General features: G+C 68.2%; 9 protein-coding genes, 1 tRNA gene and 2 rRNA genes. 11 read left to right on the forward strand and 1 reads right to left on the reverse strand.

What is annotated here, in order from left to right; all coding sequences use genetic code 11:
* From ACZ7L9_RS23285 to ACZ7L9_RS23295, 3 genes are all read left to right on the forward strand, one after another.
* Positions 1-73, forward strand: a 23S ribosomal RNA gene (locus ACZ7L9_RS23285); the annotation flags it as partial.
* Between the two features lie 77 nt (positions 74-150).
* Positions 151-267 (forward strand): 5S ribosomal RNA (gene rrf / locus ACZ7L9_RS23290).
* Positions 268-493: 226 nt separating this feature from the next.
* A tRNA-Thr gene (locus ACZ7L9_RS23295) sits at positions 494-566 on the forward strand.
* Positions 567-647: 81 nt separating this feature from the next.
* Here the strand turns inward: ACZ7L9_RS23295 and ACZ7L9_RS23300 are convergent.
* A complete protein-coding gene (locus tag ACZ7L9_RS23300; RefSeq protein WP_471417696.1) occupies positions 648-3,263 on the reverse strand; it encodes a SpoIIE family protein phosphatase in 2,616 nt (871 codons plus the stop codon).
* A 413-nt stretch (positions 3,264-3,676) separates the two neighbouring features.
* Between ACZ7L9_RS23300 and ACZ7L9_RS23305 the strand changes: the two genes are divergently transcribed.
* The 8 genes from ACZ7L9_RS23305 (at position 3,677) to ACZ7L9_RS23340 (ending at position 17,621) form a co-directional block, all read left to right on the forward strand.
* Positions 3,677-9,142, forward strand: a complete 5,466-nt coding sequence (locus tag ACZ7L9_RS23305) for a HAMP domain-containing protein (RefSeq protein WP_471417698.1) — start codon at positions 3,677-3,679, stop codon at positions 9,140-9,142.
* Positions 9,143-9,386: 244 nt separating this feature from the next.
* A complete protein-coding gene (locus tag ACZ7L9_RS23310) occupies positions 9,387-10,064 on the forward strand; it encodes a response regulator (RefSeq protein WP_471417700.1) in 678 nt (225 codons plus the stop codon).
* 317 nt (positions 10,065-10,381) lie between these two features.
* Entirely contained in the window at positions 10,382-13,150 is a 2,769-nt protein-coding gene (locus ACZ7L9_RS23315) for a DNA translocase FtsK (protein WP_471417702.1), read from the forward strand.
* 203 nt (positions 13,151-13,353) lie between these two features.
* Positions 13,354-14,154, forward strand: a complete 801-nt coding sequence (locus ACZ7L9_RS23320; RefSeq protein WP_471417704.1) for a helix-turn-helix domain-containing protein — start codon at positions 13,354-13,356, stop codon at positions 14,152-14,154.
* 156 nt (positions 14,155-14,310) lie between these two features.
* A complete protein-coding gene (gene rimO / locus ACZ7L9_RS23325) occupies positions 14,311-15,795 on the forward strand; it encodes a 30S ribosomal protein S12 methylthiotransferase RimO (RefSeq protein WP_471417706.1) in 1,485 nt (494 codons plus the stop codon).
* On the forward strand, positions 15,792-16,622 hold the full coding sequence (pgsA, locus tag ACZ7L9_RS23330) for a CDP-diacylglycerol--glycerol-3-phosphate 3-phosphatidyltransferase (protein ID WP_471417708.1): 831 nt from the start codon (positions 15,792-15,794) through the stop codon (positions 16,620-16,622). The genes rimO and pgsA overlap by 4 nt, the downstream gene beginning before the upstream one ends.
* Complete coding sequence (locus tag ACZ7L9_RS23335) at positions 16,619-17,128, forward strand: CinA family protein (RefSeq protein WP_471417710.1); 510 nt, start codon at positions 16,619-16,621, stop codon at positions 17,126-17,128. The genes pgsA and ACZ7L9_RS23335 overlap by 4 nt, the downstream gene beginning before the upstream one ends.
* Before the next feature lie 109 nt (positions 17,129-17,237).
* The gene (locus ACZ7L9_RS23340) at positions 17,238-17,621 is read left to right on the forward strand and encodes a helix-turn-helix domain-containing protein (protein ID WP_018105285.1); all 384 of its coding nucleotides are present in this window, start codon (positions 17,238-17,240) and stop codon (positions 17,619-17,621) included.
* Positions 17,622-17,671 lie beyond the last annotated feature (50 nt).

Consider the following 17,671-nt stretch of genomic DNA (forward strand, 5'->3'; position numbering starts at 1 on the left):
GTTGATAGGCCAGATGTGGAAGCCCGGTAACGGGTGGAGCTGACTGGTACTAATAGGCCGAGGGCTTGTCCTCAGTTGCTCGCGTCCACTGTGTTTGTTCTGAAATAACGAACGGCCGTGTTGTTCCGGTGTTGGTTAATTTCATAGTGTTTCGGTGGTCATTGCGTTAGGGAAACGCCCGGTTACATTCCGAACCCGGAAGCTAAGCCTTTCAGCGCCGATGGTACTGCAGGGGGGACCCTGTGGGAGAGTAGGACGCCGCCGAACTCCTTTTACGGGAAAGCCCCGTGCCCTTGTGGCACGGGGCTTTTCTGCGTTCACGGCCCGATCCGTACCGTCGCGCCCGGCTCGAGCAAGGCATGGCTGGCCGGCCTGTGCCGTAGAGGGAGAGCGGCGCCGGACCAGTGAGACTCCGTCAGAATCAAGTGTGGGCAGTGGTTCTGAGCACCCCTGATCTCAGGGTATGCTTTACCTCGTTGCCACAGCGCAGCAGGCCCCAATAGCTCAGTCGGTAGAGCGTCTCCATGGTAAGGAGAAGGTCTGCGGTTCGATTCCGCATTGGGGCTCAGGCAAGATGAAAGGCCCTCACCATCCGGTGAGGGCCTTTCGCGTGTCTCGATGCTTTCGTGCCCACCGATGAAGTGCGGTCAGGTGGTGGGTGGTTCGGGGACGCGCATGGCGAGGATGGCCATGTCGTCGGAGGCCGGCTCGGCGGCGAAGCGTTCTACCGCGCGCAGGATGCGTGCTGCCACCGCGCCTGCCGTGAGTCCCGTACAGGTGGCCAGCACGTCCGCCAGGCCGTCGTCGCCGAGCATGCGGGTGCCCTCACGGCGTTCCGTGACGCCGTCGGTCACGCACAGCAGGACATCGCCCGGGGCGAGGGTGACCGTCTGCTCGTACAGTTCGAGGTCCTCGATGACGCCCAGCAGCGGCTGAGGTTCGGCGGCTGCCTCGACCGAGCCGTCCTGGCGCAGGCGCAGCGGCAGGGGGTGCCCCGCGCAGACCACCTTGAGCCGAGCGCTGCCGTCCTCCTGCGGCCACAGCTCCCCGTACAGGAGGGTCAGGAAGCGGCTGCGGGCGCCTTCGTCCAGAATGGCGGCGTTGAGGCGCTCCAGGACGGCCGGGCCGCCGAAGCCCTCGCGGGCGAGGAGGCGTAGGGCGTGGCGGGCGAGACCCGTGACGGCCGCGGCCTCCGGACCCGTACCACAGACGTCACCGATGGCGAATCCGTAGGCGCCGTCGCGGATCGGGAAGACGTCGTAGAAGTCCCCGCCGACCTCGTTGCCCTCGCCTGCCGCGCGGTAGATGACCTCGATCTCGACATTGGGGACATTGGGTAGCCCCGGCGGCAACAGGCTGCGCTGGAGGGACTGACTGATCGCCATGCGTTCCGAATACAGGCGGGCGTTGTCGAGTGCGAGGGCGGCGCGTCGGGAGAGGTCCTCGGCCAATTCCAGGATCTCCTGCCGGAAATGGTCATCGGATGGCTTTCCGAGCGTGAGCATGCCGATGACGCGGTTTCGGGCGACGAGGGGCAGGACCACGGTCTCTCCGCCCACCGCCGCGGCGGTGGCGAGCGTCGTATGGATGCCGACGCCGAGCCCGCCGGGTTCGCCGAGGCCGAGCGTACGCATCGAGGTACGCAGAGCAGCCTGGTGGGCGGCCTCGGACGGGGCCGCCCAGACACGGGCTCCCGGGGTCGGCACCGGGTCCGGAGGAGCGATCTTGGAGAGCAGGGCCTTGAGGCCGTCGATGCGCTCCTCGTCCTCGTGCAGCACGTAGGAGAGGTACGGCTCCGAGGACTGGTCGGCGATCGTGTAGACGGCGCACCAGGTGGCCAGGGTGGGGACCGTCATCTGGGCCATCAGGGCCAGGGTCTGGTCCCGGTCGAGGGTGCCCGCGAGCAGGTCGGAGGCCTCGACGAGGAAGGAGAGGGAACCACGTCGCAGACGCTCAAGCTCGCCCAGGCGGGCCGATTCGACAGCCAGCGCGATGCGGTCCGCGGCAAACTGGAGGCGCAGGGCCTCCTCGTTGGAGTAGCGTCCGGCCGCTTCCGCGGCGACTCCCAGCGAGCCCGTGAGACGTCCTTCGACCTTCAGCGGGACGGTGACGACGGAGCGCATCCCGGTCCCGCCGAGCAGGGGGACGGCGCCCGGAACGTTGTCGAGGTCCTCGTGGACGGCGGGCATCCGGGCGGAGCCGTAACGTCCCGTGCCTGCCTCCACCGGGACCCGGGCGAAACGCTGGCGGGCGGAGGGCAGTCCGGTCGTGGCCCGTACCTCCAGTTCGGTTTCGTCGTCCGTCGCCAGCAGCAGGAAGGCCGAATCGGCATCGAGCATGTCGCGGGCCCGCTCGACGGTGCGCTGGAGCAGGCCGTCGAGGTCGTCGGGGGCCGGGGAGCCGATGAAGATCTCGAACGGATCCGTCTTGTGGCCGTCGGCGTTGGCCTCGGACACCGGTGCGCGGACCGGGGACTGGAGCACGGCGCGTTCGTAGTCGCGGACGAGCAGACAGACCGTGGACGGTTCGCCGCGGGTGTCGCGGACCCGGAGGTGTGAGGCGTAGACGGGGATGGTGCGGCCGTCGGCGCCCCGGATTCCGTAACTGCCCTCCCAGCGCGAGAGCCGCAGTGCCTCGGCGATTCCGGTGTTGGTGCCGGGCGTCTGCGGCCAGGCGGTGAAGTCGGTGAGTTGTTTTCCGGTGACCTGGTCGGCGGCGTATCCGAAGAGGAACGCGGCGTCCTCGTTCCAGGCGGCGATGGAACCGGTGCTGTCGGTCTGGACGACGGCCACCCGGACGCGCTCGTCCGCGACCGGGAGCAGCCCGACGGGGAGCATGGGGCCGGCGGAGCGGATGCCCACCGGGCGTTCGGGAAGATCGAGCTGGAACCAGACGTGCTTGTGGGTGGGCGAATACTCGACGCCCCACCGGGAGGCGAGCGCCGCGCAGAGCAGCAGCCCGCGGCCGTTCTCGCGGTCCGGGCTGCCGAAGTCCAGACCTGTGCTCTGGAGCGGGATCTCGCGTTCCGGATAGTGGTCGGAGACCTCGACCCGTACGCCGTCCTCCGTACGCAGGCAGAGCACGTCCGCTGCCGTGCCCGCGTGCACCACGGCGTTGGTCACGAGCTCGCTGGTGAGGACGACGGCGTCGTCGACGACATCCGTGTATCCCCAGCCCTGGAGGGTGTCACGGACAAAGGCGCGGGCGGTCGCGACGGAGCGACCGACCGGGTCGAAGGTGGCAGCCGCGCGCGCGGTGATCACAGCACTCCCCATATGGTGTCTCGTCGCTTCCCCGAGTCCTGTGCCCGTTTCTCGCCGCTTCGATTCGCTTGCCAGGCTAGACGCTCGGTCTCGGTACCGGGTACACGAGGGCCGACTTCGGGCAGCAACGAGCAGTAGCAGTCACGGGACCGTACAAGTGTGGGCTTCCCAACAGGGGTATGTGGAGCAACCGTTGGAGGCTGCACCCCGATCGGGTCGGGCCTGGTACGTTTCAACGATTTGACGTTCGCATGGTCACCCGTCGACGGTGGGCAGTTGCGGTAGTCAACGAGGAACTGGGCAGGGTCCCAGACGAGGCCCGAACGATACGGTCAACCCCTGCGGGAGGGATCACGGTGGAGTCTGGCGTGGCGGCGCGGGGAACAGGCACGCGCACAAAAGGCGGACAGCCCGTGAAGAAACAGCGCAATGGAACCATTGACGTCGACGCGGCGGCGCTCAACAGACTCCTGGCGGGCCTGGTCGCGATGCGCGACGGGAACTTCCGCAGGCGCCTGACCGTCTCGGGCGACGGCGTGATGGCGGAGATCGCGGCAGTCTTCAACGAAGTGGCCGACCGTAACCTCCATCTCACCGGCGAGCTGGCCCGGGTGCGGCGGGTGGTCGGACGTGAGGGGAAGCTCACCGAGCGGCTGGAGACGGGCGCCTGCGAGGGCTCCTGGGCGGCCGCCATCGACGCCTCCAACGACCTGGTCGACGATCTGGCCCGGCCGGTCTCGGAGGTCGGGCGGGTGCTGTCGGCGGTCGCCGACGGTGATCTCGAACAGCGCATGGAGCTGCGGTCGCACACGGCCGACGAGACGGTACGGCCGCTGCGCGGCGAGTTCCTGAAGGTCGCCCGCACGGTCAACAACCTGGTCGACCAGCTGTCGGCGTTCACCGAGCAGGTGACGCGGGTCGCCGTCGAGGTGGGTACCGAGGGCAAGCTGGGCGGGCAGGCCCAGGTGCGCGGGATGTCCGGGTCGTGGAAGGACCTCACGGACTCCGTGAACACCATGGCGTACCGGCTCACGGCGCAGGTGCGGGACATCGCCCTGGTGACGACGGCGGTCGCCAAGGGGGACCTGTCGCGGAAGGTCACCGTCCATGTGGCCGGCGAGATGCTGCAGCTGAAGAACACCGTCAACACGATGGTCGACCAGCTGTCGTCGTTCTCCTCCGAGGTGACCCGGGTCGCCCGAGAGGTGGGCACGGAGGGCGAGCTGGGCGGGCAGGCGACCGTGCCCGGTGTGGCCGGGGTGTGGAAGGACCTCACCGACTCCGTCAACACGATGGCCGGCAACCTGACCTCCCAGGTGCGCGGGATCGCCGAGGTGACCACGGCGGTCGCCAACGGCGACCTGTCACAGAAGGTGACGGTGAGTGCCCGGGGCGAGGTCGCGCAGCTGGCCGAGACCATCAACCAGATGACCGAGACGCTGCGCACCTTCGCGGACGAAGTGACCCGGGTGGCCAGCGAGGTCGGCGGCGAGGGGCTGCTCGGCGGCCAGGCGCAGGTGCCGGGGGCCGCCGGTACCTGGAAGGACCTCACCGACTCGGTGAACACGGTCTTCCGGAACCTGACGACTCAGGTGCGCGACATCGCGCAGGTGACCACGGCGGTGGCCAGCGGCGACATGACGCAGAAGGTCACCGTCGATGTGGCCGGCGAGATGCTGGAGCTGAAGAACACTGTCAACACGATGGTGGACCAGCTCCAGTCCTTCGGTTCGGAAGTGACCCGAGTGGCCCGGGAGGTCGGCGTCGAGGGCCGGTTGGGCGGTCAGGCGGAGGTGCCGGGGGCTGCGGGGACCTGGAAGGACCTCACGGACTCGGTGAACACGGCGTTCCGGAATCTGACGGGGCAGGTGCGCGACATCGCACAGGTGACGACGGCGGTCGCCAACGGTGATCTCTCGCAGAAGGTCACCGTCGATGTGGCCGGCGAGATGCTGGAGCTGAAGAACACCGTCAACACCATGGTGGCGCAGCTGTCGTCGTTCGCCGATCAGGTGACGCGGATGGCGCGTGACGTGGGCACGGAGGGCCGCCTCGGCGGCCAGGCGCGGGTCGACGGCGTCTCCGGTACGTGGAAGGAGCTCACCGACTCCGTCAACTTCATGGCGGGAAACCTGACCTCCCAGGTGCGCCAGATCGCGCAGGTGACCACGGCGGTGGCGCGGGGTGACCTGTCGCAGAAGATCGATGTGGATGCGCGCGGCGAGATCCTGGAGCTGAAGAACACCATCAACACGATGGTCGACCAGCTCTCCGCCTTCGCCGACCAAGTGACCCGGGTCGCCCGTGAGGTGGGTACCGACGGGCGGCTCGGCGGCCAGGCGCAGGTGCCCGGTGTGGCCGGTGTGTGGCGTGATCTGACCGATTCGGTCAACGGCATGGCGGGGAACCTCACCGCGCAGGTCCGTAACATCGCGCAGGTTGCCACGGCGGTGGCGCGGGGTGACCTGTCGCAGAAGATCGATGTGGATGCGCGCGGCGAGATCCTGGAGCTGAAGAACACCCTCAACACGATGGTCGACCAGCTCTCGAACTTCGCCGAACAGGTGACGCGGGTCGCCCGCGAGGTGGGTACGGAAGGCATCCTCGGCGGCCAGGCCGAGGTGCAGGGTGTGTCCGGTACGTGGAAGGACCTCACCCAGTCCGTCAACGGCATGGCGAACAACCTGACCCTGCAGGTCCGTAACATCGCAGAGGTCACCACCGCGGTCGCCAACGGCGATCTCTCCAAGAAGATCACGGTCGATGCCAAGGGTGAGATCCTCGAACTGGTCACGACCGTCAACACGATGGTCGACCAGCTGCTGAACTTCGCCGACGAGGTGACGCGGGTCGCCCGCGAGGTGGGTACCGAGGGCATCCTCGGCGGCCAGGCCAGGGTGCGCGGTGCGACCGGTATCTGGAAGGACCTCAGCGACAACGTCAACCTGATGGCCAACAACCTGACCAGTCAGGTGCGGAACATCTCCCGGGTCTCGTCCGCGGTCGCCAACGGCGATCTGACGAAGAAGGTCACCGTCGAGGCGCGCGGCGAGGTCGCCGAGCTCGCGGACACCGTCAACACGATGGTGACGACGCTGTCGTCGTTCGCCGACGAGGTGACGCGGGTCGCCCGCGAGGTGGGCACGGAAGGTGAGCTGGGCGGCCAGGCACGTGTTCCGGGGGTCTCCGGTACGTGGAAGGACCTCACCGAGTCCGTGAACTCGATGGCGTCCAATCTGACCGGTCAGGTGCGGCAGATCGCCACGGTCACCACGGCCATCGCCAAGGGCGACCTCACCAAGAAGATCGACATTGACGCGCGCGGCGAGATCCAGGAGCTGAAGAACACCATCAACACGATGGTCGACCAGCTGTCCTCGTTCGCCGAGCAGGTGACCCGGGTGGCCCGCGAGGTGGGTACGGAAGGCCAGTTGGGCGGCCAGGCCCGGGTCCGGGACGTCGACGGCACCTGGCGCGACCTCACCGAGTCGGTGAACGAGATGGCCGGGAACCTCACCCGTCAGGTGCGGGCGATCGCGGCCGTCGCCACCGCGGTGACCCGCGGCGACCTCAACCTCAAGATCGATGTGGACGCGGCCGGCGAGATCCAGGCCCTGCAGGACAACATCAATACGATGATCGCCAACCTGCGCGACACCACGGCCACCAACAAGGAGCAGGACTGGCTGAAGGGCAATCTCGCCCGGATCTCCGGCCTGATGCAGGGGCGGCGCGATCTCGACGACGTGGCTTCGCTGATCATGAGCGAGCTGACCCCGGTCGTCTCCGCCCAGCACGGTGCGTTCTTCCTGGCCATGCCGACCGGTGACACCGACGCGGTGGGATCGGACAGCGACAAGGACAGCTCGTACGAACTCTGTATGAGGGGCAGCTACGGATATTCGGCGGGATCGATGCCGACATCCTTCCGGCCCGGTGAGACCCTCATCGGCACGGCGGCGGAGGAGAAGCGGACCATCCAGGTGGACAACGTTCCGCCCGGGTATCTGAAGATTTCCTCAGGGCTCGGCGAGGCGCCGCCCGCGCACGTGATCGTGCTGCCGGTGCTCTTCGAGGGGAAGGTTCTCGGTGTGATCGAGCTGGCGTCGTTCCAGCCGTTCACGCATATTCAGCGGGACTTCCTCAACCAGCTCGCCGAGATGATCGCGACGAGCGTCAACACCATCAGCGTCAATACGAAGACCGAGAAGCTCCTTGAGCAGTCGCAGGAGCTGGCCGCGCAATTGCGGGACCGATCACAGGAGTTGGAGAACCGGCAGAAGGCGCTCCAGGCGTCCAACGCCGAACTGGAGGAGAAGGCCGAGCTGCTGGCCCAGCAGAACCGCGACATCGAGGTCAAGAACACCGAGATCGAGGATGCCCGACAGGTTCTGGAGGAGCGCGCCGAGCAGCTCGCGGTCTCGATGCGGTACAAGTCCGAGTTCCTGGCGAACATGTCGCACGAGTTGCGTACGCCGCTCAACTCGCTGCTCATTCTTGCCAAGCTGCTCGCGGACAACGCCGAGGGGAATCTCTCGCCGAAGCAGGTGGAGTTCGCCGAGACGATCCACGGGGCCGGGTCCGATCTGCTTCAGCTGATCAATGACATCCTCGATCTGACGAAGGTCGAGGCGGGCAAGATGGACGTCAGCCCGACCCGGATCGCGCTGGTCCAGCTCGTCGATTATGTGGAGGCGACCTTCCGGCCGCTCACCGCGGAGAAGGGGCTCGATTTCTCCGTGCGGGTCTCGCCGGAGCTTCCCGCGACCCTGCACACGGACGAGCAGCGGCTGCTCCAGGTGCTGCGCAATCTCCTTTCCAACGCGGTGAAGTTCACCGACAGCGGAGCGGTCGAGCTGGTGATCAGGCCGGCCGGTGAGGACGTACCGAACGCCATCCGCGAGCAGCTCCTGGAGGCCGGCTCGCTGCGTGACGCCGACGCCGATCTGATCGCCTTCTCGGTCACCGACACCGGTATCGGGATCGCGTCCAGCAAGATGCTGGTGATCTTCGAGGCGTTCAAGCAGGCGGACGGTACGACCAGTCGCAAGTACGGCGGTACGGGACTCGGCCTGTCCATCAGCCGGGAGATCGCCCGGCTGCTGGGCGGCGAGATCCACGCGGCGAGCGAGCCGGGCCGTGGCTCGACCTTCACGCTGTATCTGCCGCTGCACCCGAGCGAGTTGCCGCCCCAGGGGTATCCGCAGATCGGCCCGGGGCCGGGTGAGGCACATGATTCCGCGGCCGAGCAAGGTCTGCCCGCGGAGGCCGGACCGAGCGCTGACCCGACGGCTGCCGCGCGGGATTCGGCCGGTGTGCCGGGTGGCTCCGATGCCGTTGGTGGCGCCGGTGCCGCTGGTGCCGCAGGGCTGATGCGGCGTCGTCGCATGACCCTGGGGGGCGCGGAGCGACGACCCGTGCTGCCGCCCCGTACAGCAGATCCGCAGGAGCCGTGGGCGCTCGGCGGGCAGGACGAACCGGAGGTCCGAAGGGCGTTCCGGTTCCACGGCGAGAAGGTGCTGATCGTCGACGACGACATCCGTAACGTCTTCGCGCTCACCAGCGTGCTGGAGCAGCACGGTCTTTCGGTGCTGTACGCCGAGAACGGACGCGTGGGCATCGAAGTCCTGGAACAGCACGATGATGTGACAGTCGTACTGATGGACATCATGATGCCGGAGATGGACGGCTATGCCACGACGGCGGCGATCCGCCGGATGCCGCAGTTCGCCGGCCTGCCGATCGTCGCGCTGACCGCGAAGGCCATGAAGGGCGACCGGGAGAAGGCGATCGAATCCGGCGCTTCCGATTACGTGACCAAGCCTGTCGATCCTGATCATCTCCTTTCCGTAATGGAGCAGTGGATGCGCGGAGAGTGATCATTAGTTGCAGGAATCGCCATGAGTTGTTGACTGACTGTGCTCGCAGGGGTGTGAGAACGCGCTGTACGGGGAACCTTCTCGTCCCCCACCGCGTTTCTGCTGTGTGCACAGTGACATGGTGGTGACAGGGTGTGGTGACGGGCGGGGTGCGGCTACCATGACCGGCACAAGGACGGACGGCGTAAGGGAGTCGTCCCCTGGGGCGGCGCCCGGTGCAATTCCGGGGCGAGGAGGGCGGGCCATGGTGCAGAAGGCCAAGATCCTCCTGGTCGATGACCGGCCGGAGAATCTGCTGGCGCTGGAGGCCATCCTCTCTGCGCTCGATCAGACACTGGTACGGGCATCGTCAGGGGAGGAAGCGCTCAAAGCGCTGCTCACGGACGACTTTGCGGTCATTCTGCTGGACGTCCAGATGCCGGGCATGGACGGTTTCGAAACGGCCGCGCACATCAAGCGGCGGGAACGGACCCGGGACATCCCAATCATCTTTCTCACCGCGATCAATCACGGTCCGCATCACACCTTCAGGGGTTACGCGGCGGGTGCGGTGGACTACATCTCGAAGCCGTTCGATCCGTGGGTGCTGCGGGCCAAGGTCTCGGTCTTCGTCGAGCTGTACATGAAGAACTGCAAGCTGCGCGAGCAGGCGGCGCTGCTGCGGCTGCAGCTGGAGGGCGACAACAACGGCGGGGCGGGCCACGAGAGGGAGCCCGCAGGGCTGCTGGCCGAGCTCTCGGCGCGGCTCGCGGCCGTCGAGGAGCAGGCCGAAGCGCTCTCCAAACAGCTCGACGACGAGTCGGCGGACGCCGCGGCCGTGGCCACCGCCGCCCACTTGGAACGCAAGCTGACCGGCCTGCGCCGGGCACTCGACGCGCTGGAGCCCGGCACCGGAAGCGGCGCGCCCGTGCTCCCCTCGTAACGTCGTACCGCGCGCGACCACCACGGGAGCGGTCCGGCGGGTCCGACCTCCGGCCGGGAACGGGCGGTTGCCCGAACCCTCGGCCCAACTGCCCCGCTGTCCCGGCCGTTCGGCGGTTTGACGGTTCGCCAGTTCGATGGGGCAGTGTTTTGGTGGATCGGTGGATCGGTGGATCGGTGGATCGGTGGGTCGGTCAGGGTGTCCGGTGGCGTGGAGGCGTGAGAGCGCGTCAGTTTCCGGCCTCTGTCCAGCGACACGGTCGGGTGAAGCGGCAGGCACACGTGTTCACGGCCGCCGACACCGGTAACCTCGGCACCATGGCCTCACGTACGTCCGGCAAGGGTTCCCAGGGCACGGCGGGCACCGCGAAGCGCGTCGGCCGTACCGCGGGGCCGGCCAAGAAAGCCGCGCCCGCCAAGAAGAGCGCGCCTGCCAAGAAGACCGCCGCGAAGAAGACCGCCCCCGCCAAGAAGGCGGCCGCGGCCAAACCGGCGCCATCGCCCACCGGTGGTGTGTACCGCCTGGCGCGCGCCGTCTGGCTCGGTGCGGCCCACGCCGTCGGCGCGATGTTCCGCGGCATAGGACGCGGCGCCAAGGGACTCGATCCCGCACACCGCAAGGACGGAGTCGCGCTGCTGCTGCTCGGCCTCGCGCTGGTCGTCGCCGCGGGCACCTGGTCGAATCTGCGCGGGCCCGTCGGCGATCTCGTCGAGATGCTCGTCACCGGAGCCTTCGGCCGGCTCGATCTGCTCGTGCCGATACTGCTCGGCGCCATCGCCGTACGGCTGATCCGCTACCCGGAGAAGCCCGAGGCCAACGGACGCATCGTCATCGGACTCTCCGCCCTCGTCATCGGGGTGCTCGGACAGGTCCACATCGCGTGCGGATCGCCCGGCCGGGACGACGGCACCACGGCGATGCAGGACGCGGGCGGGCTCATCGGCTGGGCGGCCTCCAAACCGCTGATCTACACCATGGGCGAGGTCCTCGCCGTACCGCTGCTGCTGCTGCTCACCGTCTTCGGGCTGCTCGTCGTCACGGCAACCCCGGTGAACGCCATTCCGCAACGGCTCCGGCTGCTCGGCACCAGGCTGGGCATCCTCGACCCGGTGTACGACCCCGAGGCGGACGAGGAGAGCGACGACGAGCGCTACGAGGAGCAGTGGCGCGAGGCGCTGCCCGCGCGCTCCCGCCGCTCCTCCGCACGCCGCTCCGAAGCGCCCGCGGAGTACGAGCCCGACCAGGCGGAGGCCGACGCGCTCTCCAAGCGCCGTCGCCCGCGCAGGCCCTCCGTGCAGCCCGCGATGAACCGCACGATGGACGCGGTGGACGTCGCGGCGGCCGCGGCCGCCGCGCTCGACGGAGCCGTGCTCAACGGCATGCCGCCCTCGCCGATCGTCGCCGACCTCACCCAGGGCGTCTCCGTCGAGCGCGGACGCCCGGGCTCGCCGGTGCCCCTTGCCCGGGAGGGCGAGCCCGCCACCGGGGGAGGGAAGCCGGAGAAGGGGGCGGCGCCCTCGGGCGGCGTACCCGATCTGACGAAGCCCGCGCCCGACCGCTCGCAGTCCCAGCCGCTGCCGGCCCGTGCCGAACAGCTGCAGCTCTCCGGCGACATCACCTACGCGTTGCCCTCCCTCGACCTGCTGGAACGCGGTGGGCCGGGCAAGACCCGCAGCGCCGCCAACGACGCGATCGTCGCGGCCCTGACGAACGTCTTCACCGAGTTCAAGGTCGACGCCGCCGTCACCGGGTTCACCCGCGGACCGACGGTCACCCGGTACGAGGTCGAGCTCGGCCCCGCGGTGAAGGTCGAGCGGATCACCGCGCTCGCCAAGAACATCGCGTACGCCGTCGCCAGTCCCGACGTCCGGATCATCTCCCCGATCCCGGGCAAGTCGGCGGTCGGCATCGAGATCCCCAACACCGACCGGGAGATGGTCAACCTCGGCGATGTGCTGCGCCTCGCGGACGCCGCCGAGGACGACCACCCGATGCTGGTCGCGCTCGGCAAGGACGTCGAGGGCGGTTATGTGATGGCCAACCTGGCGAAGATGCCGCACGTGCTGGTGGCCGGCGCGACCGGTTCCGGCAAGTCGTCCTGCATCAACTGCCTGATCACCTCGGTCATGGTGCGGGCGACGCCGGACGATGTCCGGATGGTGCTGGTCGACCCCAAGCGGGTCGAGCTGACCGCGTACGAGGGCATCCCGCACCTGATCACGCCGATCATCACCAACCCGAAGCGTGCCGCCGAGGCGCTCCAGTGGGTCGTACGGGAGATGGATCTGCGGTACGACGACCTGGCCGCGTTCGGGTACCGGCACATCGACGACTTCAACCAGGCCGTCCGCAACGGCAAGGTCAAGACGCCGGAGGGCAGCGAGCGCGAGCTCTCGCCGTACCCGTATCTGCTGGTGATCGTCGACGAGCTCGCCGATCTGATGATGGTCGCTCCGCGCGACGTGGAGGACGCCATTGTCCGCATCACCCAACTGGCCCGCGCCGCCGGCATCCACCTGGTGCTCGCGACCCAGCGTCCCTCGGTCGACGTCGTCACCGGCCTGATCAAGGCGAACGTGCCCTCCCGGCTCGCCTTCGCCACGTCCTCGCTGGCCGACAGCCGGGTCATCCTCGACCAGCCCGGCGCCGAGAAGCTCATCGGAAAGGGTGACGGTCTGTTCCTGCCGATGGGTGCCAACAAGCCCACCCGTATGCAGGGCGCCTTCGTCACCGAGGACGAGGTCGCGGCCATCGTCCAGCACTGCAAGGATCAGATGTCGCCGGTCTTCCGCGACGACGTGGTGGTCGGCACCGCCAAGAAGAAGGAGATCGACGAGGACATCGGCGACGACCTGGATCTGCTCTGCCAGGCCGCCGAACTGGTCGTCTCCACCCAGTTCGGATCCACCTCGATGCTCCAGCGCAAGTTGCGGGTCGGCTTCGCCAAGGCCGGCCGCCTCATGGACCTGATGGAGTCGCGGAACATCGTCGGGCCGAGCGAGGGATCCAAGGCGCGCGACGTCATGGTGAAACCGGACGAGCTGGACGGGGTGTTGGCACTGATCCGCGGGGAAACCGCTTCGTAGGTGAAGTCGGGCAACCGTTTCGTCGGGTCGTACGTCAAGTTGGAGGGAGGGACGGCAGGATGGTCCTTCCAGAGGCGGCCCGGAGCATCGGACAGCGTTCGAGTCCGATGGCGTACAAAGTCCTTCCTCCCGGTTGCCTCACCCTTTCGTACCCCCCCTAGACTGAACACCCAGCAGGTGGCTCACGCTCGAAAGGCGCCCCCGTGTCCATCGGCAACTCCCCCGAAGACGACCGGCCTTCGATCGGTCGAGTGCTTCAGCAGGCTCGTATCGCCGCAGGTCTCACGGTCGAAGAGATCAGTTCGTCCACCCGGGTGCGCATCCCCATCGTGCACGCGATCGAAGAGGACGACTTCTCCCGCTGTGGCGGCGACGTGTACGCGCGCGGCCATATCCGTACCTTGGCGCGTGCCGTCGGGATCGATCCGGAACCGCTGGTTTCACAGTACGACGGCGAGCACGGCGGCCGTCCCGCACCCACGCCCGCGGCGCCGCTGTTCGAGGCCGAGAGAATCCGTTCCGAACCCCGCCGGCCCAACTGGACGGCGGCCATGGTCGTGGCGATCGTCGCCGTCGTCGGTTTCGTCGGCTTCACCTTCTTCAAGGGCGGCGACGACGGCCCCTCGACCACGCAGGTCGCGGAGGGCTCGACGCCCAATACGAAGAGCCCAGAGCAGAAGACCAGCAAGCCCGTCGATCCCAAGCCGGTGCCTTCCGACGGTGCCATCGCCGCGGCACCCAGGGACAAGGTGACGGTGAAGCTCAGCGCCGGTCAGGGCCAGAGCTGGATCTCTGCCAAGGACCACAACGGGCGGCTGCTGTTCGACGGCCTGCTGCTCCAGGGCCAGTCCAAGACCTTCCAGGACCAGGAGCGGGTCGACCTCGTCCTCGGTAACGCCGGGGCCATCGAGCTCTTCGTGAACGGCAAGAAGGTCGAGGAGAAGTTCCAGCCCGGTCAGGTCGAGCGGCTCTCGTACACGAAGGGCGACCCGGCGGTCGGCTGACCCGCACAGGCACGTTCCCCAGCGGTACCGGCAGCGGTATCAGCAACACGGCGGGCGCCCGGCAATCCTGCCGGGCGCCCGCCGCCTTTGCTACTCGGTGTAACGGTGGAACCCTGCACGCCAGGGCGGGTGCCGGGACAAAGTAGTCTTGAGCCCATGCCCGAACGCCGTACCGTCGCCCTTGTCACTCTTGGCTGCGCCCGTAACGAGGTGGACTCGGAGGAGCTCGCAGGCCGCTTGGCAGCGGACGGCTGGGAGCTCGTCGAGGACGCCTCCGACGCGGATGTCGCCGTCGTCAACACCTGTGGATTCGTCGAGGCCGCCAAGAAGGACTCCGTCGACGCTCTGCTCGAAGCCAATGATCTGAAGGACCACGGCAGAACACAGGCCGTGGTCGCCGTCGGCTGCATGGCCGAGCGCTACGGCAAGGACCTCGCCGAGGCCCTGCCCGAGGCGGACGGCGTCCTCGGATTCGACGACTACGCCGATATCTCAGACCGTCTCCAGACCATCCTCAACGGCGGCATCCACGCCTCGCACACCCCGCGCGACCGCCGAAAGCTACTGCCGATCAGCCCGGCCGAGCGCCAGGACGCCGCCGTGGCGCTGCCGGGACACGCACAGGAGGCAGGGCCCGCCCCCGCGCCTGAGGACCTCCCCGAGGGAGTCGCTCCGGTCTCCGGGCCGCGGGCGCCCCTGCGGCGGCGGCTGGGCACCAGCCCCGTCGCCTCGGTGAAGCTCGCCTCCGGCTGCGACCGCCGCTGCTCCTTCTGCGCCATCCCCTCCTTCCGCGGGTCCTTCATCTCGCGGCGCCCCTCGGACGTGCTGGGGGAGACCCGCTGGCTGGCCGAGCAGGGCGTGAAGGAAGTCATGCTGGTCTCCGAGAACAACACCTCGTACGGCAAGGACCTCGGCGACATCAGGCTGCTGGAGACGCTGCTGCCGGAACTCGCCGACGTCGAGGGGATCGAGCGGATCCGGGTCAGCTATCTGCAGCCCGCCGAGATGCGGCCGGGCCTCATCGATGTACTGACTTCGACCCCGAAGGTCGCGCCGTACTTCGACCTGTCCTTCCAGCACTCGGCCCCCGGCGTGCTGCGGGCGATGCGCCGCTTCGGAGACACCGACCGTTTCCTGGAGCTGCTGGACACCATCCGTGGCAAGGCCCCGCAGGCCGGTGCACGCTCCAACTTCATCGTGGGCTTCCCCGGAGAGACCGAGGCCGACCTGGCGGAGCTGGAACGCTTCCTCACCGGTGCCCGGCTCGACGCCATCGGCGTCTTCGGCTACTCCGACGAGGAGGGCACCGAGGCGGTCGGCTACGAGAACAAGCTGGACGCCGACGTCATCGCGGAGCGGCTCGCGCACATCTCCCAGCTGGCCGAGGAGCTGACCTCGCAGCGTGCGGAGGAGCGCCTCGGGGAGACCCTTCAGGTGCTGGTCGAGTCCGTCGACTCCACCGACGACGAGCCGCGGGCGGTGGGGCGCGCGGCGCACCAGGCCCCGGAAACGGACGGCCAGGTGCTCTTCACCGCACGCGAGGGTCTCGTGCCCGGCCGTATGGTCGAGGCAAAGGTGGTGGGCACCGAAGGAGTGGACCTGGTGGCCGAGTGTTCCGAACTCGTGGAGGCGGCCAGATGACGGGAGTCCCGGCATCCGCGGCAGGCGGCTCCGGCGCGAAGCCGGTCCGCGGCGGCAAGCTGGGCACTGCGGCCGTCAACCAGGCCAGTCTGTGGAACATCGCCAATCTGCTCACCATGCTGCGACTGGTGCTGGTGCCCGGCTTCGTGCTGTTGCTGCTGCACAACGGCGGCTACGACCCGGCCTGGCGATCATTCGCCTGGGCGGCGTTCGCCATCGCCATGATCACCGATCTGTTCGACGGTCATCTCGCACGCACATACAACCTGGTCACCGACTTCGGGAAGATCGCCGACCCGATCGCGGACAAGGCGATCATGGGTGCGGCACTGGTCTGCCTGTCGTATCTCGGTGATCTGCCCTGGTGGGTCACGGGCGTGATCCTCTTCCGCGAGATCGGCATCACGCTGATGCGGTTCTGGGTGATACGGCATGCGGTGATTCCGGCCAGTCGCGGCGGGAAGATGAAGACTCTGGCGCAGGGGACGGCCGTCGGGATGTACGTCCTGGCGCTGACGGGTCCACTTGCCACCCTGCGCTTCTGGGTGATGGCGGTGGCTGTCGTGCTGACGGTCGTCACCGGGCTCGACTATGTGCGCCAGGCCGTCGTACTGCGGCGCAAGGGGCTCGCGGCGGAGAGGGCCGCTGCGGCGGAGGCTGCGGAGGCGGAGGCTGCTGGGGCGTCTGAGGCTGCGGAGGGGGATGCGTCTGAGGGCTCTGACGGGTCCGAGGGGGCTGACGGGTCCGAAGCGTCCGGGGTTGTCGAGGGCGCGCGGCCGGTCTCCGGGGCCTCGGGTGTTCATGGCCCGACGGAGGTCGAGCGGTGACCGCCGCGGCCCGGGTGCTGGAGCTGCTCGTGGAGCGCGGTGAGACTCTTGCCGTTGCCGAGTCGCTGACCGGCGGTCTGGTCGCGGCGGAGCTGACGTCCGTACCAGGTGCTTCGCACTCCTTCCGCGGGTCCGTGACGGCGTACGCAACGCCCTTGAAGCGCGAATTGCTGGGCGTGGACGGCGCCCTGCTGGCGGCGCGCGGCGCGGTCGATCCCGACGTGGCGCGGCAGATGGCGACAGGTGTGCGCCGCGTTCTCGGGGCAGACTGGGGATTGGCCACCACGGGGGTCGCCGGCCCCGAGCCGCAGGACGGCAGGCCCGTGGGCACGGTCTATGTTGCGGTGGCCGGGCCGGACGGCCGGGAGAATGTGACCGCGTTGCGGTTGAACGGCGGGCGCGCGGACATCCGTAATGAGAGTGTACGGAGCGTACTCGCCCTGCTCTCTGCCGAACTCGGCAAGAATGCAAGGGCACAGGATACGGAACAGAACGGGGGGAATTGATGTTTGCAGCCCTGAGTGAACACGACATCGCTCCCCGCACGGCCGCGGCGCAAGGCGGTACGGTGGGGCGTGAAGGATGCGGCTACGCGGTCCGAGGAGGGAGCCACCGATGATTCTGCTCCGTCGCCTGCTTGGTGACGTGCTGCGTCGGCAGCGCCAGCGCCAAGGCCGTACTCTGCGCGAAGTCTCCTCGTCCGCCCGAGTCTCGCTCGGCTATCTCTCCGAGGTGGAGCGGGGGCAGAAGGAGGCATCCTCCGAACTGCTCTCCGCTATTTGCGACGCGCTTGACGTACGGATGTCCGAGCTCATGCGTGAAGTGAGCGATGAGCTGTCGCTGGCCGAACTGGCCGAGTCGGCAGCAGCCAGCGATCCGGTGCCAGTGCCGGTACGCCCCATGCTCAATTCCGTCTCCGTGACGTCGGTGGCAGGTGTGCCGACGGGACGGGTGACCATCAAGGCGCCCGCGGAAGCGGTGGATGTGGTCGCCGCCTGACCCTCGTGGTCCGGTGTGAGGCGGAAGCCCCGGTCAGCCCCTCGGCGGGT

This window comes from Streptomyces sp. NPDC111516, from assembly GCF_055635345.1.

Excerpts from the sequence above, each read along its gene's own strand:
- ACZ7L9_RS23310 (WP_471417700.1), top strand. The coding sequence starts at position 9,387 with ATGGTGCAGAAGGCCAAGATCCTCCTGGTCGATGACCGGCCGGAGAAT.
- ACZ7L9_RS23315 (WP_471417702.1), top strand. The coding sequence starts at position 10,382 with ATGGCCTCACGTACGTCCGGCAAGGGTTCCCAGGGCACGGCGGGCACC.
- rimO (WP_471417706.1), top strand. The coding sequence starts at position 14,311 with ATGCCCGAACGCCGTACCGTCGCCCTTGTCACTCTTGGCTGCGCCCGT.
- pgsA (WP_471417708.1), top strand. The coding sequence starts at position 15,792 with ATGACGGGAGTCCCGGCATCCGCGGCAGGCGGCTCCGGCGCGAAGCCG.
- ACZ7L9_RS23340 (WP_018105285.1), top strand. The coding sequence starts at position 17,238 with ATGATTCTGCTCCGTCGCCTGCTTGGTGACGTGCTGCGTCGGCAGCGC.